This window comes from Bradyrhizobium sp. MI1.4 (assembly GCF_055811315.1).
Genome location: NZ_JBVVPP010000028.1, coordinates 1 through 20,159, shown reverse-complemented (window position 1 = coordinate 20,159; position 20,159 = coordinate 1). Strand labels below are relative to the sequence as shown.

Below are 20,159 nucleotides of genomic sequence, written 5' to 3'. Positions count from 1 at the left end.
TTTGTCATGCAGCTCTGGCTGCGACCTGCGGGACCTGTGCCGGCTTCTCGGCCTGGTCCGCCCAGGTGATGATCTCGAAATGGCCGTCGTCGTGCTCGACCAGCGCCGTACAGCTCTCGACCCAGTCGCCGCAATTCATGTAGCGGATGCCGCCCTCGTCGCGGATCACCGCGTAATGGATGTGGCCGCAGATCACGCCGTCGGCGTCGTGGCGCCGTGCCTCGGCAGCGAGTGCCTGCTCGAATGCGCCGATATAGTTGACGGCGTTCTTGACCTTCTGCTTGGCCCATTGCGACAGCGACCAATACGGCACCTTGAACATGCGCCTAAAGAAGTTGACGAAACGATTGAGCTGGATCGCGAAGTCGTAGGCCTTGTCGCCGAGATGAGCGAGCCAGCGTGCGTTCTGCACCACGAGGTCGAAGATGTCGCCATGGATGACGAGATAACGCCTGCCGTCCGCGCCGATGTGGACGGTGTTCTCGACCACGTCGATGCCGCCGAAATGCGTGCCGTAATAGTTGCGCAGGAACTCATCGTGATTGCCGGGGATGTAAATGACCTTGGCGCCCTTGCGCGCCTTGCGCAAAAGCTTCTGGACGAGGTCGTTATGCGATTGCGGCCAATGCCAGCTCGATTTCAGCGCCCAGCCGTCGACGATATCGCCGACGAGATAGATCGTGTCGGCGTCGTGGAAACGCAGGAAATCGAGCAGAAGGTCGGCTTGAGAACCGCGGGCTCCGAGATGAACGTCGGAGATGAACAACGTGCGAAAGCGCCGCTCCGGGCTCTCGTCACTCACATCGTAACTTCCCATGCGCCAGCCTGTAACAATGTCCCGTGACAGGGGGATGACCAATCGAACCTTTGAGGCACCCTCAGATACGAATCGCGCTTGCCTCGCCCACCCCGCGAATATCAGTCGCATGCGACAATCAGGCGACGTGGCGTCGCAACGCGCTCCGCAAGAACCCGGAGCTGCATGGCGGGAGGGACTAGCGGTGGCGCGCTCGCGACCGGCGTTCAGTAAAATTTATGGAAATGATGGATCGGGCCGTGTCCGTGGCCGACGCTGAAGCGGTCGGCGGCGGCGATCGCCGCGCTGATCCAGGTCTTGGCGTTGCGCACGGCGCGCTCGAGATCCTCGCCTCTGGCGAGCCCTGCGGCGACCGCCGAGGACAGCGAGCAGCCGGTGCCATGGGTGTTGCTTGTGGCAACGCGCGGCGCGGCGAGCGCGATCGTGGTGCTGGCATCGACGAGATAATCGATACTCTCGGCGCCCTCGCCGTGGCCGCCCTTGATCAGGACCGCACGACAGCCGAGCGCCAGCAGCCGGCGCCCCTGGCTTTCGATCTCGGCCTCGCTGGCCGCGACCGGCTCGTCGAGCAGAGCCGCGGCCTCGGGCAGATTGGGTGTGATCACCGAGGCCAGCGGCATCAGCTTGATGCGCAAGGCATCGACGGCATCGGACGCGAGCAGGCGATCGCCCGACGTCGCCACCATCACGGGATCGAGCACGATATGCCCGGGCGCCCAGCGCGACAGCGCGGCCGCGATCGCATCGATGCTGGCGGCTTGCGCCACCATGCCGATCTTGACCGCGCCGACCTCGAGATCGGAAAACACCGCGTCGATCTGCGCGGTGACGAATTCGGCGGGCACGGCGTGAATGCCGGTGACGCCGCGGGTGTTCTGCGCCGTCAGCGCCGTGATGGCGGACGCGCCAAAAACGCCGAGCGCGGCAAAGGTCTTCAGGTCGGCCTGGATGCCGGCGCCGCCGCTCGAATCGGAGCCGGCAATGGTCAGCGCTACGGGTGTCGTCATGGGGCGATCTTCAGCGTTTTCGAAGCCATGGCCCGTCCTAGCGCGCCTGCCTCAACCCAGCAAGTTCGCTTGCTAAATCCGGCCGGGTTTGGCCTATTAGCCGTCAGATATGCTTTCGGAGTGACCGCGATGGTTCCCTTTTTCGTCCAGATCAAATGCAAGCTCGGCCAATCCTATGTGGTCGCCAATGCGCTTGCCGAAGCCGAGATCGCCTCCGAGATCTATTCCACGGCCGGGCAATACGACCTGCTGGTGAAGTTCTATGTCGACAACGACACCGATATCGGCCACTTCGTCAACGAGAAGGTGCAGGTGCTGCCCGGCATCCAGGACACCCTCACCATCATCACCTTCAAGGCGTTTGGCGCGAGTTGACCGTCCGAAAAAGGGCAGGCCCGATCAGGTGCCGCCCTCCTTGCGCTTGGGACGCGGCGGACCGTCCACCGGCGGCAGCGATTTGAGATAGTCCGCCATCGCCGCGAGATCGTCGTCCGGCAGTTGCGAGGTGTTCTTGATCACCCGCGTCATCGCGCCGCCGACGCTGTCGCCGTCGGGCAATTCGCCGGTCTTCAGGAAATAGGCAATATCCTTCGCGCTCCACTCGCCGAGGCCCTTCTGGGTGATGTTGGGCACCCATCCCTCGCCTTCCGGATTGGGACCGCCGGCGAAGCGTTGTGCGGCCATGATGCCGCCAAGCGCGTTGCGCGGGCTGTGGCATTCCGCGCAATGGCCAAAACTGTTGACGAGATAGGCGCCGCGATTCCACTGCGGTGACTTCGCGCTGTCGGGGACGAAGGGCTTGTCGTCCAGAAATAAGAATTTCCAAATGCCGACGTTACGCCGGATGTTGAACGGAAAGCGCACATCGTGGTCGCGCACCTTGCCTGCGACGGCCGGCAGCGTTTTCAGGTACGCAAAGAGATCGAGCACGTCCTCGCGCCTGGCGTGCTGATAGGACGTATAGGGAAAGGCCGGAAAATAATGCCCTCCGTCCGGCGAGACCCCGTGCATCACCGCATTGACGAATTCGGCATCGTTCCATTTGCCGATGCCATCGGTCGGATCGGACGAGATGTTCGGCGCGTAGAACGTTCCGAACGGCGACTTGATCGCGACGCCGCCGCCGAGCCTGAGACGATCGGCCTGGTCGGGGACGGCATGGCATGAGGCGCAGCCGCCGGCGTTGAACATCACCTGGCCATTGGCAAGATCAGGGACGCGGGCAGGCGCGGTGCCGACGGCCGCCCCCACCGGCGCGCTGAGCCACCAATAGACGCCGGCTGTGGCGAGTGCGGCGAGCAGCGCCACGGAGATTGTTCGTCGCAACATGCGGTCCTTTCGTCGTCGCGGCGAAGCTTATGACCGATGTCCTCGCGGCTCCAGCCACGAAGAATTTAGCCCACCGCGGCCTGAAACGGGAATAAACTGCAATGCCGGCTGTTGGAAGTTTGGCAGCCCAAACGGGTTCAGCAGGGAGAAAAATCATGAACAAGATCGTCATCGCCATGTCAGTGCTTGGCGCCGTTGCTTTTGCGGGTTCGGCCAGCGCGGAAAAGCTGAAAGCAACGCTCGACGCCAAGTCGGAGGTCCCCGCAACGACCAGCAGCGGCACCGGAACGGCCGATCTGGATTACGACGCCGCCAGCAAGAAGCTGTCCTGGAAGGTCACCTATTCCGGCCTGTCCGGCCCTGCCACCGCCGCGCATTTCCACGGACCTGCCGAGCCCGGCAAGAACGCCGGCGTTGCGATCCCGATCCCAGGCGCTGCGACCAGCCCGGCCGAGGGCTCGGCGACGCTGACCGACGCGCAGGCCGCCGATCTGCTCGGCGGCAAACTCTACGTCAACATCCACACCGCGGCCAATCCGGGGGGCGAGATCCGTGGTCAGGTGACGAAGTAAGCTTCGCACAGACCAACAAAAGGGGCGGCTGCTTGCGCAACCGCCCTTTTCGATTCCGCGTAGCGCTGGCGCAGGCGTCACACCTCAGGTTCGGCTGCGTTCAGCGCCTGCGCGAGGTCGGCGATCAAATCCGACGGGTGCTCGATGCCGATCGACAGCCGGATCGTGGAATCGAGCACGCCGATCTTCCGGCGGATGTCGGCGGGGACGCCGGAGTGGGTCATGGTGGCAGGCAGGCTCGCAAGCGACTCCGTTCCACCAAGGCTCACCGCCAGCTTGAGGATTTGCAGCGCGTTGAGGAATTTCATGGCGGCGGCCTTGCCCCCGACGATGTCGAACGAGAACGTGGACCCTGCCCCCGAGCATTGCCGCGCAAACACAAGTCCGTCCGGCGACGCCGCGTCGTGATGACCGAGATAGTGCACCTTGGCCACTTTGGGATGATCGCGCAGATAGTCCGCCACGAGGCGCGCATTCGCATCCGCCTTTTCCATGCGCAGGCTCAGCGTCTCGAGCGAGCGGTTGATCATCCAGCAGGAATGCGGATCGAGCTGGGTGCCGATGGCGCCCCGCAGCGCCTTGATGCCTTTCACCACCGCCTTCGCGCCGAGCGCGGCGCCCGCGATCAGATCTGAATGACCGCCGACATATTTCGTGAGCGAGTACAGGGAAATATCGGCGCCGTGCTCGATCGGTCGCTGAAACACCGGCCCGAGCAGCGTATTGTCGCAGGCGATGATCGGAACGTGTCCTTGGGTCTTTCCGATGCTCTCAGCGACACGCCGCATCATCGCGATGTCGACCAGCCCGTTGGTCGGGTTGGCCGGGGTCTCGATCAGGATCATCGAAATCCGGCCCTTGCGCATGGCCTCCTCCGCGGCTTGGCTGACCACCGCTTCATCGACGCCATCGGCGAAGCCGACGGCGCCGATCGACAGACGCGCAAGCGTATTCGTCAGCAGCGTTTCCGTGCCGCCGTAAAGCGGCTGGGAGTGCAGAATGACGTCGCCGGGGCGGACGAACGCCAGGATCGTGGTCGCGATGGCCGCCATGCCGGATGAGAACAGCGCACAGCTCTCGGTGCGCTCGTAGATCGCGAGCCTGTCCTCGACGATTTCGCTGTTGGGGTGATTGAAGCGCGAATAGACCAGGCCCGCGCCCATTCCTTCCGGCGGCTCGCGCCGGCCGGAGACGAAATCGAAGAAGTCCTGCCCGTCCTCGGCCGTCTTGAACACGAAGGTCGAGGTCAGGAACACCGGCGGCTTGACGGCGCCTTCCGACAATTGCGGATCATAGCCATAGGTCAGCATCAGCGTTTCCGGATGCAGCATATGGTTGCCGATGTGCGTCTTAGACGGGAACGGTTTTACCATGGCTTGTCTCGCTGTTGCTGATTGAGGCGCTCGCCGCGGGTTGGAACTCCTGATGTCGTGACGCAGTCAGGAGCGAGATGCGTCAGCGTCAAAAGCTCACGCCAATGCCGCGGCGGCTGGAGCAAAGATAGCTGCTCCGGTAGCGATCCGTCAGGCCTTGCGGATAGAATTTCCAGCAGCGCTGCGCGCCGACATGAAAAAAGCGGCTGCTTTCGCAACCGCTTTTTCCCGATTCCCAGTAGCCCGGATGGAGCGAAGCGCAATCCGGGCTACGAATCTTTTTCTTCCGTCAACCGTTCTTCACACGAAACGTCTCGTGGCAGCCGCCGCATTCCTTGCCGACCGCGGGGAAATTCGCCTTGAGCGAGTCGAGATCCTTGATCTTGCCCTTGGCCTCGCCGACGACCTTGGCGAAGCTCGCGACCTTCGCATCGAACCCGGCCTTGTCCTCCCAGATCTTCGGCGAGGCGCTGTAGTCGCCCTCGGGCTTCGTACCCTTTGCGCTCGCCGGAAACAGGTGCGGCAGCTTCTTGGCGGTGTCCTCGAACTGCGCCAGCGCGCTGTCCACAGTGGCCTGATCATAGGGCTTCTCGCCCTTGACCATGGCCGCCACTGCGCCGGCGTTCTTGCCGTTGCCCTTCATGAGAGTCTGCACTTCCTTGACGGAGTCCTGTTGTGCCCAAACCGCGCCCATACCGAGCAGGAGCGCACCCCCAACCACCAACACTCGCTTCATTCGCAAAATCCCTTTCCTTGATGCAGGATCGTGCTGACCCCTCAATGGGCCAACACCGCTCGGCAGATTTCATTCCCGTGGAAGATTGTCACAGGCTGTGACGGCGATGGTGCTCGTTGATGGCGATCCACACCCGTTCCGGGGTCGCCGGCATGTCGATGTGGTCGATCTTGTATTCGCGCCAGAGCCCGTCGACGATGGCGTTGACGACCGCCGGGCAGGACCCGATCGCACCGGCCTCGCCCGCGCCCTTCACCCCCAGCGGATTGGTCTTGCAGGGAACGTTGGCCGTCTCGAACACGAAGGCCGGGCCGTCCGCCGCGCGCGGCAGCGCGTAGTCCATGAAGGTCGCGGTGACGAGCTGGCCGTCGCCCGCGCCATAGACCACCTGCTCCATCAGCGCCTGGCCGATGCCCTGCATGGCGCCGCCATGGACCTGGCCGGCCAGCAGCAGTGGATTGAGCGTCATGCCGAAATCGTCAACGATCACGTAGTTCACGATTTTGATGATGCCGGTGGCCGGATCGATCTCGACCTCCGCGACATGGGTGCCGTTGGGATAGGTGCCGTCGGCGCTGGCGAAGGTCGCGCTCGCGTTCAGCTTCGAGGGATCCGCGCCGGGTCGCTTGGCGAGATCGGCGAACGAGATCGAGCGGTCGGTGCCAGCGATGCGCACGATGCCGTCGGTGATCTCGAGGTCGCCGGCGCTGGCTTCCAGCGCCTGGGCCGCGATTTCCTTCAGCTTCTGCCCGAGTTCGCGGGTCGCGCGCTCGACGCTAACACCGCCCGACGGGATCGAAGCCGAGCCGCCGGTGCCGAGGCCCGTGGCGATCATGTCGGTGTCGCCCTGGTGGACGTGCACGCGCTCGGGCGCCACGCCGAACTGCTCGGCAACGATCTGCGCATAGGCGGTCTGATGGCCCTGCCCGCTCGACTGGGTGCCGATCAGGACGGTGATATCGCCATTGGGGTCCATCCGCACATTGGCGGTCTCCTCGCCCATGGTGCCGCAGACCTCGACATAGCTCGCAAGTCCGATGCCGCGGACCAGGCCGTTCTTCTTGGCCGCCTTGCCGCGCTTGCCAAACTCCTTCCACTCGGCGATCTCCATCGCGCGCTTCAGATGCGCGGCAAAGTCGCCGGAATCGTAGACCTTACCGGTCGCGGTCTTGTACGGCAGCGCCTTCGGCTGGATGAAATTCTTGCGGCGGATGGCATCCACCGTCATGTCGAGTTTTCGCGCGCAGGCGTCCACGAGACGTTCGATGACGTAAGCAGCCTCGGGCCGCCCGGCGCCGCGATAGGCATCGACCGGCACGCTGTTGGTGAAGATGGTGCGCACCCGGCAGTGGAACGCCTGGATGTCGTAGAGGCCCGGCAGCATGCCGGCGCCGCCATGCGGGATATAGGGCCCAAAGGTCGACAGATACGCGCCCATGTCGCCCATCAGGTCGCAATCCATCGCGAGGAACTTGCCGTCCTCGGCCAGCGCCATCTTCGCGGTGGTGACGTTGTCGCGGCCCTGCGCGTCGCCCATGAAATGCTCGGTGCGGTCGGCCGCCCATTTCACCGCCTTCTTCAGCTTTCGCGCGGCAACTGCCAACAGGGCGTATTCCCGATAGGGAAACAGCTTGGTGCCGAAGCCGCCGCCGACGTCGGGGCAGATCACCCGCATCTTGTCGGTCGGAATGTTGAGCACGTTCTGGCAGAGGATATCGCGCAGGCGATGGCTGCCCTGGCTGCCGACCGTCAGCGTCAGATGGTCGCGCTTGGCGTCGTATTCGCACAGCGCCGCGCGCGTCTCCAAAAAGTTCGCCACCACGCGCGGATTGACGATCGAGATCTCGGCCACCGCATGCGCTTTGGCAAAGGCAGCTTCGGTCGCTTTCTTGTCACCGATCGAGACGTCGAACAGCACGTTGCCGGGCTTGTCCGGCCAGACCTGCGGCGCGCCCTTCTTCACGGCATTGACGACACCGGTCACCGCCGGCAGCGGGCTCCATTTGACCTCGATCGCCTCGATCGCGTCGCGGGCCTGGTCGATGGTCTCGGCGACCACGAAGGCGATGGAATCGCCGACATGGCGCACTTCGTCCTTGGCGAGGATCGGGTAAGGCGGCCCGGTGAAGGGATCGGTCTCGAGATTGAACAGGCAGGGCAGATTGCCGAGATCCTTGACGTCATCGGCGGTCAGGATCAGCGCGACGCCGGGAAGGGTGCGGGCGCGGCTCGCATCGATGGTGTATTTGGCATGCGCATGCGGCGAGCGCAGCATCAGGGCGTGAAGCACGGCCTGCGGCGCATAATCGTCGGTATAGCGGCCCTTACCGCGGATGAGCGCGTCATCCTCCTTGCGCAACACGCTTTGGCCAACGCCAAACTTGATGGGAGCCGCCATTTTTCTCGTCCCGTTTCTCATGGTTGTTTTGCCGGCATATTGCCGTGGAAAAACTGGCAAGGCAAACGGGTTTAGCCATGCGAAAACCGTCCAGCGCCCTCACCTGTCAGAGCAGGATGGAACGGGAGCGCCGCAACTCGGTCATTTCGCCGTGAGGAACGGTCCGCTTGATGGCATGATAGTTGCCGAACCCGCCCGCAGTGCACGCCTGAGAACAAGCAGCCGTGCTGACGGCTGCTTGCTCGCAAAGCGCATCTCCGCTTCGGATGGCTCATCAGTTACATCCCCCCGCGGCTCCATAGATCTCTGGCGTGATCCCTCAGCCTATCGATAGCCCGTTCCGGCGAGATGTAGTCGATCTCGCCGCGCGTCAGGCCGATATCCATCAGCTCCCGGTCACTCAGGTCCCGCAAGGCGATTTGTGGGCCGTGCCGCCAGCGCCAGTCCTGGAGCGCACGCCAGTATCGCGCGAGCAAGCCTGGGATGCTCCACGTCGAGGCAAGCTCGAGGGGGAGCCTCTCCGTCTCGGATGTCATGATCGTCTGTTGGGGTGGCATCGGACGCTCCTGCTGTTGTGCCGGCAGGGAAGCGTGGCCAAACAAAAGGCCCCGTCCGATGCCGGCGGGGCCTGGTGAAAAGATGTCGTCGTCGAATTTCTAGCGCGCGACTCCTTCCACGGCCCGGCCGAAGCGGGTCATGTGGTTGCGGTTGAGTTTGCGCACTGATTTGATCATGCGCTGCGATTACCATAGCAATCGCGCAAAATCAAGAGTGTGTGGAGGTCGGTTGCACCCTGGAAGCGAGCCCCTTATTCTGGCGCTTTCTTGCCCCTACACACGCCTCAGGACTTCGTCTGCTTCGCTTCTACGTATCGTGCGAAGTTGTCGAGGATTGCCTGCCAACCGCCTTGCTGCTGCTCGACCGAGTGCGTCGATTCGCCATCGAAGACCACGCGAACCAGAATGCCCTTCGGGCCGGGCACAAACTCGACTTCGGCATTTCGCTCGCCGAACGCGTATTCGATACGCTTGTGCTCGACGATTTTCGTGTAGGTACCGGCGAAGTCAAAGCCCATGCTGCCGTCCTTGGCCTCCATGCGCGATGAGAAGACACCGCCTTCTCGCAGGTCGACGGTCGCCTTGGTCGTATGCCAGTCGTCGGACGCGGCGTTCCACTTCATGATGTCGGCAGGCGTCGTATAAGCGCGCCAGACCTGATCGATGGGGGCTGCTACGTTGGTTTCGACGGTGATCCTCATAAACAGTGCTCCTGGTTCGAATTTTGCCGGCTCGAGGTGACGGCATCACGTCACGTGTGCAGGGTCCATCCGCCGCACTTCCGAGATGTGTCCATCCAAGGACGATCGAGACTGGCCCGTGCCGACAAGCTCGAGCCGTCAATGCGTTGAAAATATGAAAAAGTTAACCCCGCACCAGTGAGACCAGCCAGCGGCGCCCGAACAGCGCAAGGATGGCGAGCGCATAGACGATCGTACCTCCGACGGCCAGCAGAAGCAGCGTCAATTCGTCCCGGAAGTGCATCGAGCCCAACGAAGGACTGCTGAAGCGCGCGATGAGCCAGAAGGCGGCGGCCAGGATGAGCCCGGTCAGCAGGAATTTGGCGAGCGACAACAGCCAGGCGCGGTCCGGCACGAGAAAGCCTCGCCGCACAGCGAAGAACAGCACCAGTAGCAGGTTGGTCCAGACGCCGACGGCAGTGGCCAGCGCAAGCCCGATCTGGGCCAGCGATCCCATCAAGGCAATTTTCAAGGCGACGTTGACCGCGATGCCGGTCAGCGACGCCCGCACCGGCGTCGCCGTGTCCTTGCGCGCGTAGAAGGTCGCGACCGCGCTGCGGATCAGTACGAAGGGGATCAGGCCGACGGCATAGGCCGCGAGCGTGGCGCCGGCAGCGGCGGCATCGGCTTTCGAGAACGCACCACGGGCGAACAGCGCGCGCATGATCGCGTCGGGCACGGTGAGGAAGGCGGCGACGAACGGCACCGAGAACAGCAGCGTGAAATCGAACGCGCGGCGCTGCGCCTTCATCGCACCGTCTTGGTCGTTGGCCGTGATCCGCCGCGACATCTCCGGCAGCAGCACCGTGCCGATGGCAATGCCGATCACGCCGATCGGGAGCTGGTTGAGACGGTCGGCGTAATACAGCGCCGACAGCGCGCCCGCCGGCAGGAAAGTCGCGATGATGGTGTCGGCAAACAGCGCGAGCTGCGTGCCCATCGAGCCCAGCGTCGCCGGCCCGAGTGCTTTAAAGAATGCGCGGACGTCTTCGTCGAACTTGAGCGGCGCAAAGCGCGGCAGGCCGCCATGGCGGGCGAGATCGCCGGCGAGCAGGAAATACTGCAAAAAACCCGAGATCAGGACACCCCAGGCGGCAGCGTGGCCCGCGCCGGGAAACCATGCGGCGAGCGCCAGCGTCATCATCATCGAGATGTTGAGGAAGATCGACGCGGCTGCGGCGCTCGCGAAGCGCTGCATCACGTTGAGCATGCCGCCGTAGAGCGTCACCAGCGTGATCAGCAGCAGATAGGGAAAGGTGATCCGGGTCAGCTCGATCGCGAGCTTGCGCTGCTCGGCGTCCTCGGAAAAGCCGGGCGCCAAAATGCTCATGGCCTGCGGCATGAACACCCAGGCGACGATCAGCAGCACCACCTGCGAGGCCAGCAGCAGCGTGAAGATGCGGTCGGCGAACAATCTTGCCGCCCCCTCCCCGCGCTCACCGTGCACGTGCGCATAGGCCGGCACCCAGGCGGCGTTGAAGGCGCCCTCGGCGAAGATCGCACGGAAATGGTTGGGCAGCCGCAGCGCCACGAAAAAGGCGTCGGCCGCGGGGCCGGCACCGAGAATCGCGGCAAGCATGATGTCGCGGGCAAATCCCGTCAGCCGCGAGAGCAGCGTGTAGCCACCAACCGTGAAGATACGTCCGAGCATCGTTCCCTTCTAAAGGAAGAGCTCGCGCAGCAAAACGGCGAATTCAGGTTGAAAGCGCGCCGCGCACGGCCGCGATGATTCGCTCCTGATCGGCTTCGGTCAGATAGGCATGCATCGGCAGGCTGATGACGTCCTGCGACAGGCTCTCGCAGCCCGGCAGACCGCCCTCTGCCACCGGATACTGCTTGTAAGCCGTCTGCTGATGCATCGACTTGCCGTAGTAGATCGCCGTCGGCACGCCCTGGGCCTTCAGCGCGGCGGCAAAGCCGTCGCGGTCGGTGCCCTCAGGAAGGCGGATCGTGTACTGCGCCCAGACCGACGTATTGCCGGGCGCCACGCGCGGCACGGTGACCACATTACCGAGACCGCGCGCGTAGCGCTCCGCGACCTTGTTGCGGGCGGCGATCTCGTCGTCGAAGATCTTCAGCTTCTCGATCAGGATGGCGGCCTGCATGGTATCGAGCCGGCCGGTCAGGCCGAGGCGGACGTTGTCGTATTTGTCGACGCCCTGCCCGTGCACGCGGATGCTGCGCAGCGTCGCCGCGAGCTCGTCGTCATCGGTGAAGATCGCGCCGCCGTCACCGAAGCAGCCGAGCGGCTTCGCGGGAAAGAAGCTGGTCGCGGTGGCGAGCCCAAAGGTGCCGAGCTTGCGGCCCTTGTAGCTCGCGCCAAAGCCTTGGGCTGCGTCATCGAGCACGAACAGGCCTTCGGCCTTGGCGATCTCCGCGATGGCGTCGTGATCGGCCGGCTGGCCGAACAAATCGACCGGAATCACCGCGACCGGCTTGAGGCCGGCTTTTCGGGCCGTCGCGATGCCGCGCTTGAGCGATTCCGGGCTCATGTTGAAGGTGGTCTCGTCGACGTCGACATAAACCGGCGTCGCGCCGGTCCGGGCCACGGGCGAAGCCGTCGCGATGAAGGTGAAGGACGGACACAGCACGGCGTCGCCCGGCCCGACATTCTTCGCCATCATCACCATCAGGATCGCATCGGTGCCGCTGGCGCAGCCGATGACGTGCTTGGCGCCGCAATAGGCCGCAAGCTGCCTCTCGAGCTCGGCGACTTCAGGGCCGTTGACAAACTGACAATGATCGAGAACGCGCTTCACGGCCGCATCGAGCGAGTCGCCGAGCCGGCGGCGCTGCGAGGCGACGTCGATGAAGGGAATGGGTTCGGAACGCAGATGCTGGTTCATGGCGCCTTGCGGGTTTTGATCGGTCAACATGGAATGGGATCAGCCGGCGACGCGGCGCGGGCCCTTGAGGGCGGACGACTTGGCGGCGGGCCGCGACGGCGTTTCCAGGCACTGCGTCGCGATCTCGAGGCTGGCGACGCCTTCGTCGCCGGTGACCGCCGGCGTCTCGCCGTTGCGCACGGCCTTGAGGAACGCGATCAGTTCGGCGCGGAGCGGCTCGTCATGGCCGACCGGAAGATGCCGCATCGAATAGCTGCCGTCAGGCTTGAAGCCGAAACATTCGGTGACCTGGCGCGTCAGGAGATCGCCCATCACGTATTTGCCGCGGGTCGCGACCGTGACGCTGCGCGCCTTGAACGGCGTCAGCCAGTTGGTGTTGATGTGCGCGAGCACGCCGTTGGCGGTGCGGAACTGCAAGAGCGCGATGTCCTCGCGCTCGGCAACCGCACTCGACAATTGCGGCTGCACCTCGACGATGTCGGATTCGGTGAACCAGCGGATCAGATCGATGTCGTGCACGGCAAGATCGATGACGACGCCGACATTGGACATGCGCGGCGGAAATGGGCCGACGCGCGTGATCGCGATCGACAGAATATCCTCGCCCGCGATCGCCTGCTTGACGGCGGCAACGGCTGGATTGAAGCGCTCGACATGGCCGACCATCAGCGTCACGCCGGCCTTTTGCGCAGCCGTGACGATCTCGCGGCCTTCCGCGACCGTGGACGCAATCGGCTTCTCGACCATCACGTGGATGTTCTTGGCGATGCAGGCGAGCGAGACCTCGTGATGCAGATGAGTCGGCGCCGCAATGGTGACGGCATCGACGCCTTCGGCCAAGAGCTGGTCGAGCGTCTCGAAGCTCGCGCAATTGGCAAGCTCCATCGCCCGCGTGCGATGTGCCGGCGAAGGATCGACGACGCCGACGAGGCTGACGCCGGGAAGACCCGCGAGCACGCGCGCGTGGTTGCTGCCCATCACGCCGGCGCCAATGACGCCGACGCGCAAGCCGGCTTTTGCCGGTGCAGATCCTGTGGAACTCATTTGAGCAAACCCCGATTCAACGCAAATCCCCGGGGCGCTTCTAGCACGGACGCCACATTTGTGGCGAATGCGGAGCTAGCGGTCCGGACACGATTTGATTCAAAAAGTTACACGTTCCCCGGGCCTTAAGCCTCTGGAAGAGACCACTCTTTTGGCCCGGGGCGCGTGATTCGGAGTGTGCTGGTTACGACCTTTGATAGTCGTCTTCAATCCGGATGATGTCGTCTTCCCCGAGATAGCTTCCCGTCTGGACCTCGATCAGCTCCAGCATGATTTTACCGGGATTCTCCATCCGGTGCACCGCGCCCATCGGGATGTAGATCGACTCGTTCTCGTGCACACTTTTGACGGTCTCGTTGACGGTGACGCGGGCGGTGCCGCGGACCACGATCCAGTGCTCGGCGCGATGATGGTGCTTCTGCAGCGACAGACGCCCGCCCGGCTTCACCACGATGCGCTTGACCTGGTGGCGCTCGCCATTGTCGACCGACTGGTAACTGCCCCAGGGCCGATGCACCTTGAGGTGCTCCTCGGTGACCTTCGGTGCGACCGACTTGAGTTTTGTGACCAGCCGCTTCAGCCCGTTGGCATCCTTCTGACGCGAGACCAGCACTGCGTCCGCGGTCGCCACCACGATGAGATCGTCAACGCCTTCGAGTGCGACCAGCGCGGCATCGGTGGTGACGTTGCAGTTGCGGCTATCTTCGAACACGGCGGCGCCGTGCGCGGCATTGCCTTGCGCGTCCTTGTCCGACAATTCCCACACCGCGTGCCAGGAGCCGACGTCGGACCAGCCGCACGACACCGGCACGACCGCTGCGCGCGCGGTCTTCTCCATCACCGCATAGTCGATCGAGATCGCCTTGGCCGCGCCGAACGCCTCGGGCTCCAGCGTCACGAAGCCGAGATCGCGACCGGCATTGGTCACGGCATTGGAAATCGCCTCCACGCTCGCCGCATCGACCTTGCGGTATTCGTCCAGCAATACGCTGGCCGGGAACATGAAGTTGCCGCTGTTCCAGAGATAGCCGGAATTGACATAGTCGGCCGCCTTCACCGCATCCGGCTTCTCGACAAAGCGCGCGACCGCGTGCACATCGCCGGAGATGACCTCGCCCGGGCTGATATAGCCGTATTCGGTTGCCGGCCGCTCCGGCTTGACGCCGAAGGTGACGATGCGCCCGGCGCTCGCGGCGATGAGGCCCTGGCGGCACGCCGCGACGAACGCGGCATTGTCCTGCACCACGTGGTCGGCGGCGAGCGCGAGCACGATCGCCTCACTCGAGCGGTTCTGCGCAAACACCGCGCCGGCTGCGATCGCAGGACCGGAATCGCGCCGCATCGGCTCGAGGATCACGTCGGCCTCGATGCCGATTTCCGCGAGCTGCTCCAGCACCATGAAGCGGTAGGAGGCATTGGTGATGACGATCGGGCGATCGAACAGCGAGGCCTCGGAGACGCGGAGCAGCGTGTCCTGGAAGGTCGAGCGCGTGCCGAACAGCGGCAGGAACTGCTTGGGGCGCACCTCGCGCGAAGCCGGCCACAGCCGCGTTCCGGCACCGCCGCACATGATCAGGGGGATAATGCGTTTGTCCATCGTCATTTCAAACCTTGAGGTCGTTCCGATACCAGGTGACAAAATTACGAATTCCGTGCGCGATCGGCGTTGACGGTGCAAAGCCCGTGTCGCGCATCAGATCCTCGACATCCGTGGACGTTTCCAAAAGGTCTCTCGGCGGCAATTCTTTGATCGCCGTCCGACCCAGCTCCGGCTCCAGAACTCCGACGACGTGCATCAGCTCTTCCGGGCGGTGGTTGCCGACATTGTAGACCTTAGACGGCGCATTTGCGGCAGCCGGACGATCTGCGGTGATCCCTCATCCTGTTCCCAAGGACCGCTTCGCCCGATCCGTTCGCTCGATCTTTCGCCCGCGGCGCCTCTTTAGCCTCCGCATCGACGGGGCCGCAATAGCCGGCCGCCCTGCATGCGGGCTCCTGATCACCGCTATTGCAAGATCGGCGCCAAAACCATACCAAAGCGGCCGAATTCGGCGCCTTGCGTCGGGTTGCTTCAAAACCCTTGTTCATGCGGGCGAAATGCGCCGAATCCTGCTGTCGACGGCCAAGATCCTGATTTCCGGAGCGCTGCTATACCTGGCGCTGCGCAAGGTCGATCTGTCCGAACTGTTTTCGCGCTTCACCGTGACCAGCCTGTTCTGGATCGGCTTGGCGATCGCCGTCACGTTCCTGCAAATCTTCGTCGGCGTGTTGCGTTGGCGCGAGATCAGCGCCGGATGCGGCGCCCCGCTCGAGCTCGGCCGGGCCATGCGTTACAACGTAATCGGATCCTTCTTCAACCAGACCTTGCCCTCGGCGATCGGCGGCGATGCGGTCCGGCTGTGGCTCGTCGCGCGGGCCGGCGCCGGCTGGCGCGCTGCGACCTACTCGATCTTCGTCGACCGCGCGATCGGTTTGATCGCGCTCGCGATCATGATCGTCGCGAGCCTGCCCTGGAGCTACGGCCTCATCGCTGATCCGCACGGGCGCTCGGCGCTGCTGCTCGTCGACCTCGCGGCGCTCGCGGGTGGCCTCGGCTTTCTGGTCTTCGGCGCGCTGAAATGGCACTGGCTGAAAACCTGGTGGGCCACGCATCACATCCACGCCTGTGCCGTGATCGCCAACCGCGTGATCTTCAGCCGCTCGCGCGGACCGGCCGTCGTGATCCTGTCGCTCGCCGTGCATGTGCTGGCCGTCGTGGTCGCCTGGTGCGTCGTGCAGTCGATCGCCGCGCCGGTCGGATTCAGCGACGTCTTTATGCTCGTGCCGCCGGTGATGCTGATCACGATGATGCCGATCTCGATCGCCGGCTGGGGCGTGCGGGAAGCCACCATGGGCCTCGCGTTCGGCTTCGCGGGCCTGGCCGCAAACGAGGGCGTCAACGTCTCGCTGCTGTTCGGCGCCGTGTACTTCATCGTCGGCGCGATCGGCGGTCTGGTCTGGATCCTCAGCGCCGAGAAAGCCGCGCAGGGATCGGCGCCGCTCGGGGTGCCGCAGTGAGCGCGGCCATCGATGCGCTGGGCGCCGTCCCCTCGCTGCTTGCCGTTGCGATCGCCGCGCTGGTGTCGGGCGTCATCACCTGGACCAGCCGCCCCCTGCTCCAGCGTTACGCATTGGCGCGGCCCAACGCGCGGTCCTCGCACCGTATCCCGACCCCGCAGGGTGCGGGCATCGCCGTGATATCAGCGACGCTGCTGGTCGCATCAGCCTGGGCAGTCTGGGCGAACGTCGCGATTCCGCCGGCGCTGATCGCTGCGACAGTCTTGATCGCCGTGGTCGGATTTGCCGACGACATCAAGTCGCTGCCGGTGCTGGTACGGCTCGTGCTGCAGGCCGCAGCCGTCGGCGCCGTCGTGTTCACCACGCCCGAGACCGCGCGCATCGTGCCGGCGCTGCCGCTCGCCCTGGAGCGTGGACTGATCCTGCTGGCGGGCGTGTGGTTCGTGAACCTCGTCAACTTCATGGACGGGCTCGACCTGATGACGGTGGCGGAAGTGGTGCCGGTCACCGCGGCGCTGCTGCTGCTGGGACTGCTCGGCGATCTGTCGTGGCCGGCCGCGCTGATCGCCACGGCGCTATGCGGCGCCATGCTCGGCTTTGCGCCGTTCAACAAGCCGGTCGCAAAAGTCTTCCTGGGCGATGTCGGCAGCCTGCCGATCGGCCTTTTGCTCGGCTGGTGCCTGCTCGAGCTCGCCTGGCGCGGCCAGCCCGCCGCGGCGCTGTTGCTGCCGGCCTATTACCTCGTGGATTCCACCATCACGCTGTTCCGGCGCATCGCAAGACGCGAGCAATTCTGGTCGGCGCATCGCTCGCATTTCTACCAGCGCGCCACCGACCACGGCTTCACGGTCTCCCGCGTGGTCGGCGAGGTGTTCGCGCTCAATCTCGTGCTCGCGGGGCTTGCCATCGTCACCGCTCGCGCCGGCTCGATGACGATCACGTTGATCGCGCTGCTGGCGGGCGCTATCGCGATCGGCGTTGTGCTGCGGCGGTTCTCCCGTCCTCAGGTGTCCTGAGCCGCCAGCGCCAACCGCAGCCCCTCCTCGAGAGACACCTGGGGCTGCCACCCGGTCGCAATCGCCTTGGCAAGGTTGAGCTCGAGCGAGCCGATCAGGCTGTCATGCGTATCCTGCTGGCCCATCACGCGCAGCAGCGTCCCGAGCAGGTCGGGCGGCATGCCGAACAGCCGCGAGTTCTTGCCGGCAGCCTTGGCCAGACCCGCGATGAACTCGGGCGTCGAGACCTGCTCGATATCGGCCACCAGGAAGATCTCGAAATTGCTGGCGGGGTCTGGCTGAGAGAGCCGGCGCAGGATGAACGACGACAGGTTCTGCACGGCAAGGAAGGCGCGGTGATTGCGGATCGTGGCAAAGGGCAGCGGCAGCCCGAGGCTCACTGCACGCGTCAGCAGCGCGAAATTGCCCTTGGCGCCCGCACCATAGACCAGCGGCGGCCTGATCACCGAGATCTTCATGGCGCTGTCGCGCGCCAGCGTCTTCAAACCCGCTTCGGCCGCGGCCTTGGACATGCCGTAGAGACCGCGCGGCGTCAGGACATCGTCCTCGCTGAACGGCGCGCGGCCGTCATTGGTGCGACCGTGCACGAGAACGGTGCTGATGAAGATGAACTGGCGCACCCCGGCCGTCGCCGCGCTACCCGCCAGGTGCAGCGTGCCGGCAATGTTGACGTTGCGATAGAGCTGGACCGCATGCTCCTCGTGCTTGTGATGCACCCGCGCGGCGAGATGAACGACGGCGTCGACGCCTTCAAGCGCGGCCTGCCAGTCGGTTTCGGGGCCGATCGTTTCGATCACGACCTCGTCGTCCATGCCTTCCGATCTGCGCACCGCGCGGCGGACCGACCACCCCTCGCGCGCAAGTGCGGGCACGACATGACGGCCGACGAAACCGCTCGCACCCGTCACCAACACGACTGGCTTGCGCTCGTTCATCGTCGCTCCGCCAGTTCGGTGTTGCGCAGCAATTCGTCGATCAGCCCGGCATAGGCGTTCATCGCGGTGACGCGATCGAACTTCGCCGCCGCCTTGACCGCGCGCTCCGCCATCGCGACTGCGTCGGAGCGAGACGCCGCGCGGATCGCCTCGGCCAGTTGGTCGGCACGGCCGGGCGTCACGACCCAGCCTAGCCCGTTCTCCACCACGGTCAACGCAGCCTCGGCCTCCGGTTCGGAGACCAGCACCACGGGACGGCCGACGGCCAGAAGATTGTAGAACCGGCTCGGCACCGACACCCCCGCAACGTCCTTCCGGTACGGAATGATCCAGAGATTGGCCGCCGCCAGGAATGCGTCGAGCTCGCCATCCTCGACCCGCCCCAAGAAGGAGACATTGGGCAAGTTCGCTTCAGCCTGCAACTGCTTCAACCGCTCGAAGCCGATGCCCCAACCGGAGAGCAGGAAGTGGATGCCAGGCTCGGCCCTCAAAAGGCGCGCCGCCTCGAACACGATCTCCGGATCATGGGTGAAGCCGAGATTGCCCGACAGGCCGACAACGAAATCCGCCGAGAGCGCTTTGCGGAACGGATTATCCGCCGCCACCGGCCGGGGTGCGGCCACGAGCGTCGCCCAGTTCGGGATGAAGCGGATCTTGTTTCGCGTCATGCCGGAATAGCTCAGCAGCGGCCGTTCCGCATCGCGGCCGATGGTGATGACGGCATTGAGCGCGCGGAACATCAGGCTGTTGGCGGCGCGCATCGTCATGGTCACGATCGAACCGGGCTTCAGCAGGCCCGCCATCACCAGCACGTCGGGGAAGAGGTCGTGCATGATCAGAGCCGAGCGCGCGCCCTTCAGCCTTGCCGCCGCCGCGACCGCGTAGGGCAGCATGAACGGTGCGGTGACGGTGAGCACGACGTCACCTCGCCTCAGCTCCCGTGTCAACGCCAGGAACGTGCGCGCCGCGAACAGCAGCTCGGAGGCGCCGCGCCGCACCAGCGCCGCCTTGCCCGCTATCCGGTTCTTGACGGCGACCACCCGCGGCTTGCCCGGGCCGATCTGCGAGGCCGGCAACGCGCCCGGTGAGCCCGACAGCACCACGACCTCGTGATCCCCGGCGATGCGGCAGGCGATCTCGGCCATGATCGCCGCGGTCGTGCTCGGATCAGGCGGGTAATGCTGGCTCGCCACGACGATCTTGCCTCGAGGCTGCATGATCAGGCCGCGGTCGACCCGAATTCCGGAATCGCGTCCTTCAGGATGGTCCTGATGGTGGCCCGATCGTCGCGCGCGATCGCCTGCTCCAGCGCCGCAATCCATTTGCGCAGCGTCTGCATCGGCGGCTCGTTCGGCTGCGCGGCCATGATGCCGGCGACGCCGATCTCGCGGGTCGGCTCCTCGGAGGCGAACAGGATTTCGTGCAGGCGTTCGCCGGGCCGCATGCCCGTGAACACGATTTCGATGTCGTAGCCGGGTTGCAGGCCCGAGAGACGGATCATGCGCTCGGCGAGATCGACGATCTTCACCGGCTGGCCCATGTTGAGCACGTAGACGGACACGTCCGAGCGCTGCGTTCCGAGCGCATGCGTTGCCGCCGTGATGACGAGATCGCAGGCCTCGCGGATGGTCATGAAGTAGCGGACCATGTCGGGGTGCGTGACCGTCACGGGACCGCCGGCATCGATCTGGGCCTTGAACTTTGGCACCACCGAGCCATTCGACGCCAGCAC

19 protein-coding genes and 1 pseudogene are annotated in these 20,159 nt (G+C 64.7%); 4 read left to right on the top strand and 16 right to left on the bottom strand.

Translation table 11 applies throughout. The features are described 5' to 3' along the window. Positions 1-4: 4 nt before the first annotated feature. Both AC0L23_RS25545 and thiD read right to left on the bottom strand, forming a co-directional pair. A complete protein-coding gene (locus AC0L23_RS25545) occupies positions 5-817 on the bottom strand; it encodes a UDP-2,3-diacylglucosamine diphosphatase (RefSeq protein WP_085383974.1) in 813 nt (270 codons plus the stop codon). Positions 818-1,023: 206 nt separating this feature from the next. Continuing rightward, on the bottom strand, positions 1,024-1,824 hold the full coding sequence (gene thiD, locus AC0L23_RS25540) for a bifunctional hydroxymethylpyrimidine kinase/phosphomethylpyrimidine kinase (RefSeq protein ID WP_085394499.1): 801 nt from the start codon (positions 1,822-1,824) through the stop codon (positions 1,024-1,026). 129 nt (positions 1,825-1,953) lie between these two features. Between thiD and AC0L23_RS25535 the strand changes: the two genes are divergently transcribed. Beyond that, entirely contained in the window at positions 1,954-2,199 is a 246-nt protein-coding gene (locus tag AC0L23_RS25535; RefSeq protein ID WP_007602021.1) for an Lrp/AsnC ligand binding domain-containing protein, read from the top strand. Positions 2,200-2,223: 24 nt separating this feature from the next. Here the strand turns inward: AC0L23_RS25535 and AC0L23_RS25530 are convergent, their stop codons facing one another. Next, positions 2,224-3,153, bottom strand: coding sequence for a c-type cytochrome (locus AC0L23_RS25530; RefSeq protein ID WP_473357485.1), 930 nt, complete (start codon positions 3,151-3,153; stop codon positions 2,224-2,226). Between the two features lie 155 nt (positions 3,154-3,308). Here AC0L23_RS25530 and AC0L23_RS25525 point away from each other — a divergent pair, with 155 nt between their 5' ends. Continuing rightward, on the top strand, positions 3,309-3,725 hold the full coding sequence (locus tag AC0L23_RS25525) for a CHRD domain-containing protein (protein WP_007602019.1): 417 nt from the start codon (positions 3,309-3,311) through the stop codon (positions 3,723-3,725). Between the two features lie 77 nt (positions 3,726-3,802). Here the strand turns inward: AC0L23_RS25525 and AC0L23_RS25520 are convergent, their stop codons facing one another. From AC0L23_RS25520 to AC0L23_RS25475, 10 genes and pseudogenes are all read right to left on the bottom strand, one after another. Then, a complete protein-coding gene (locus AC0L23_RS25520; protein ID WP_085348820.1) occupies positions 3,803-5,098 on the bottom strand; it encodes a cystathionine gamma-synthase family protein in 1,296 nt (431 codons plus the stop codon). A gap of 289 nt (positions 5,099-5,387) precedes the next feature. Continuing rightward, positions 5,388-5,834, bottom strand: coding sequence for a c-type cytochrome (locus AC0L23_RS25515; RefSeq protein WP_473334333.1), 447 nt, complete (start codon positions 5,832-5,834; stop codon positions 5,388-5,390). An 88-nt stretch (positions 5,835-5,922) separates the two neighbouring features. Then, positions 5,923-8,232: a xanthine dehydrogenase family protein molybdopterin-binding subunit gene (locus tag AC0L23_RS25510; RefSeq protein WP_473357484.1), complete on the bottom strand. Its 2,310-nt coding sequence runs from the start codon at positions 8,230-8,232 to the stop codon at positions 5,923-5,925. 278 nt (positions 8,233-8,510) lie between these two features. Beyond that, positions 8,511-8,768, bottom strand: coding sequence for a DUF1127 domain-containing protein (locus AC0L23_RS25505; RefSeq protein ID WP_473357511.1), 258 nt, complete (start codon positions 8,766-8,768; stop codon positions 8,511-8,513). Positions 8,769-9,073: 305 nt separating this feature from the next. Continuing rightward, positions 9,074-9,490: an SRPBCC family protein gene (locus AC0L23_RS25500; protein ID WP_085348818.1), complete on the bottom strand. Its 417-nt coding sequence runs from the start codon at positions 9,488-9,490 to the stop codon at positions 9,074-9,076. Positions 9,491-9,653: 163 nt separating this feature from the next. Next, a complete protein-coding gene (murJ, locus tag AC0L23_RS25495) occupies positions 9,654-11,180 on the bottom strand; it encodes a murein biosynthesis integral membrane protein MurJ (RefSeq protein WP_473334336.1) in 1,527 nt (508 codons plus the stop codon). Positions 11,181-11,223: 43 nt separating this feature from the next. Next, positions 11,224-12,375 carry a DegT/DnrJ/EryC1/StrS family aminotransferase gene (locus tag AC0L23_RS25490; protein ID WP_162496466.1) on the bottom strand — a complete coding sequence of 384 codons (1,152 nt, stop codon included), beginning with the start codon at positions 12,373-12,375 and terminating at the stop codon, positions 11,224-11,226. A 39-nt stretch (positions 12,376-12,414) separates the two neighbouring features. After that, a complete protein-coding gene (locus AC0L23_RS25485; RefSeq protein ID WP_026233387.1) occupies positions 12,415-13,419 on the bottom strand; it encodes a Gfo/Idh/MocA family protein in 1,005 nt (334 codons plus the stop codon). 184 nt (positions 13,420-13,603) lie between these two features. After that, complete coding sequence (locus AC0L23_RS25480) at positions 13,604-15,016, bottom strand: mannose-1-phosphate guanylyltransferase/mannose-6-phosphate isomerase (protein ID WP_473357483.1); 1,413 nt, start codon at positions 15,014-15,016, stop codon at positions 13,604-13,606. A gap of 7 nt (positions 15,017-15,023) precedes the next feature. Next, positions 15,024-15,293 (bottom strand): annotated as a pseudogene (locus AC0L23_RS25475) (UDP-glucuronate 5-epimerase); the annotation flags it as partial. A gap of 223 nt (positions 15,294-15,516) precedes the next feature. Between AC0L23_RS25475 and AC0L23_RS25470 the strand changes: the two are divergent. Together AC0L23_RS25470 and AC0L23_RS25465 are read left to right on the top strand one after the other, a co-directional pair. Next, on the top strand, positions 15,517-16,476 hold the full coding sequence (locus AC0L23_RS25470) for a lysylphosphatidylglycerol synthase transmembrane domain-containing protein (protein WP_473357482.1): 960 nt from the start codon (positions 15,517-15,519) through the stop codon (positions 16,474-16,476). Next, positions 16,473-17,492, top strand: coding sequence for an MraY family glycosyltransferase (locus tag AC0L23_RS25465; RefSeq protein ID WP_473357481.1), 1,020 nt, complete (start codon positions 16,473-16,475; stop codon positions 17,490-17,492). Before AC0L23_RS25470 ends, AC0L23_RS25465 begins: the two co-directional genes overlap by 4 nt. On the opposite strand, the gene AC0L23_RS25460 is transcribed toward AC0L23_RS25465, so the two are convergent. From AC0L23_RS25460 to AC0L23_RS25450, 3 genes are all read right to left on the bottom strand, one after another. Beyond that, a complete protein-coding gene (locus AC0L23_RS25460; RefSeq protein ID WP_085348811.1) occupies positions 17,480-18,427 on the bottom strand; it encodes an NAD-dependent epimerase/dehydratase family protein in 948 nt (315 codons plus the stop codon). The two genes, AC0L23_RS25465 and AC0L23_RS25460, sit on opposite strands and share 13 nt — an antisense overlap. Continuing rightward, complete coding sequence (locus tag AC0L23_RS25455; protein ID WP_473357480.1) at positions 18,424-19,644, bottom strand: glycosyltransferase family 4 protein; 1,221 nt, start codon at positions 19,642-19,644, stop codon at positions 18,424-18,426. Before AC0L23_RS25455 ends, AC0L23_RS25460 begins: the two co-directional genes overlap by 4 nt. Before the next feature lie 2 nt (positions 19,645-19,646). Next, positions 19,647-20,159: polysaccharide biosynthesis protein (locus AC0L23_RS25450; protein ID WP_473357479.1), on the bottom strand; the 513-nt coding region annotated here is incomplete at its 5' end.

Coding starts and splice junctions, on each gene's coding strand:
- AC0L23_RS25485 (WP_026233387.1), bottom strand. CDS start 13,419: ATGAGTTCCACAGGATCTGCACCGGCAAAAGCCGGCTTGCGCGTCGGC.
- thiD (WP_085394499.1), bottom strand. CDS start 1,824: ATGACGACACCCGTAGCGCTGACCATTGCCGGCTCCGATTCGAGCGGC.
- AC0L23_RS25535 (WP_007602021.1), top strand. CDS start 1,954: ATGGTTCCCTTTTTCGTCCAGATCAAATGCAAGCTCGGCCAATCCTAT.
- AC0L23_RS25520 (WP_085348820.1), bottom strand. CDS start 5,098: ATGGTAAAACCGTTCCCGTCTAAGACGCACATCGGCAACCATATGCTG.
- AC0L23_RS25480 (WP_473357483.1), bottom strand. CDS start 15,016: ATGGACAAACGCATTATCCCCCTGATCATGTGCGGCGGTGCCGGAACG.
- AC0L23_RS25545 (WP_085383974.1), bottom strand. CDS start 817: ATGGGAAGTTACGATGTGAGTGACGAGAGCCCGGAGCGGCGCTTTCGC.
- AC0L23_RS25525 (WP_007602019.1), top strand. CDS start 3,309: ATGAACAAGATCGTCATCGCCATGTCAGTGCTTGGCGCCGTTGCTTTT.
- AC0L23_RS25470 (WP_473357482.1), top strand. CDS start 15,517: ATGCGCCGAATCCTGCTGTCGACGGCCAAGATCCTGATTTCCGGAGCG.
- AC0L23_RS25455 (WP_473357480.1), bottom strand. CDS start 19,644: ATGCAGCCTCGAGGCAAGATCGTCGTGGCGAGCCAGCATTACCCGCCT.
- AC0L23_RS25460 (WP_085348811.1), bottom strand. CDS start 18,427: ATGAACGAGCGCAAGCCAGTCGTGTTGGTGACGGGTGCGAGCGGTTTC.
- AC0L23_RS25515 (WP_473334333.1), bottom strand. CDS start 5,834: ATGAAGCGAGTGTTGGTGGTTGGGGGTGCGCTCCTGCTCGGTATGGGC.
- AC0L23_RS25500 (WP_085348818.1), bottom strand. CDS start 9,490: ATGAGGATCACCGTCGAAACCAACGTAGCAGCCCCCATCGATCAGGTC.
- murJ (WP_473334336.1), bottom strand. CDS start 11,180: ATGCTCGGACGTATCTTCACGGTTGGTGGCTACACGCTGCTCTCGCGG.
- AC0L23_RS25490 (WP_162496466.1), bottom strand. CDS start 12,375: ATGAACCAGCATCTGCGTTCCGAACCCATTCCCTTCATCGACGTCGCC.
- AC0L23_RS25510 (WP_473357484.1), bottom strand. CDS start 8,232: ATGGCGGCTCCCATCAAGTTTGGCGTTGGCCAAAGCGTGTTGCGCAAG.
- AC0L23_RS25505 (WP_473357511.1), bottom strand. CDS start 8,768: ATGACATCCGAGACGGAGAGGCTCCCCCTCGAGCTTGCCTCGACGTGG.
- AC0L23_RS25530 (WP_473357485.1), bottom strand. CDS start 3,153: ATGTTGCGACGAACAATCTCCGTGGCGCTGCTCGCCGCACTCGCCACA.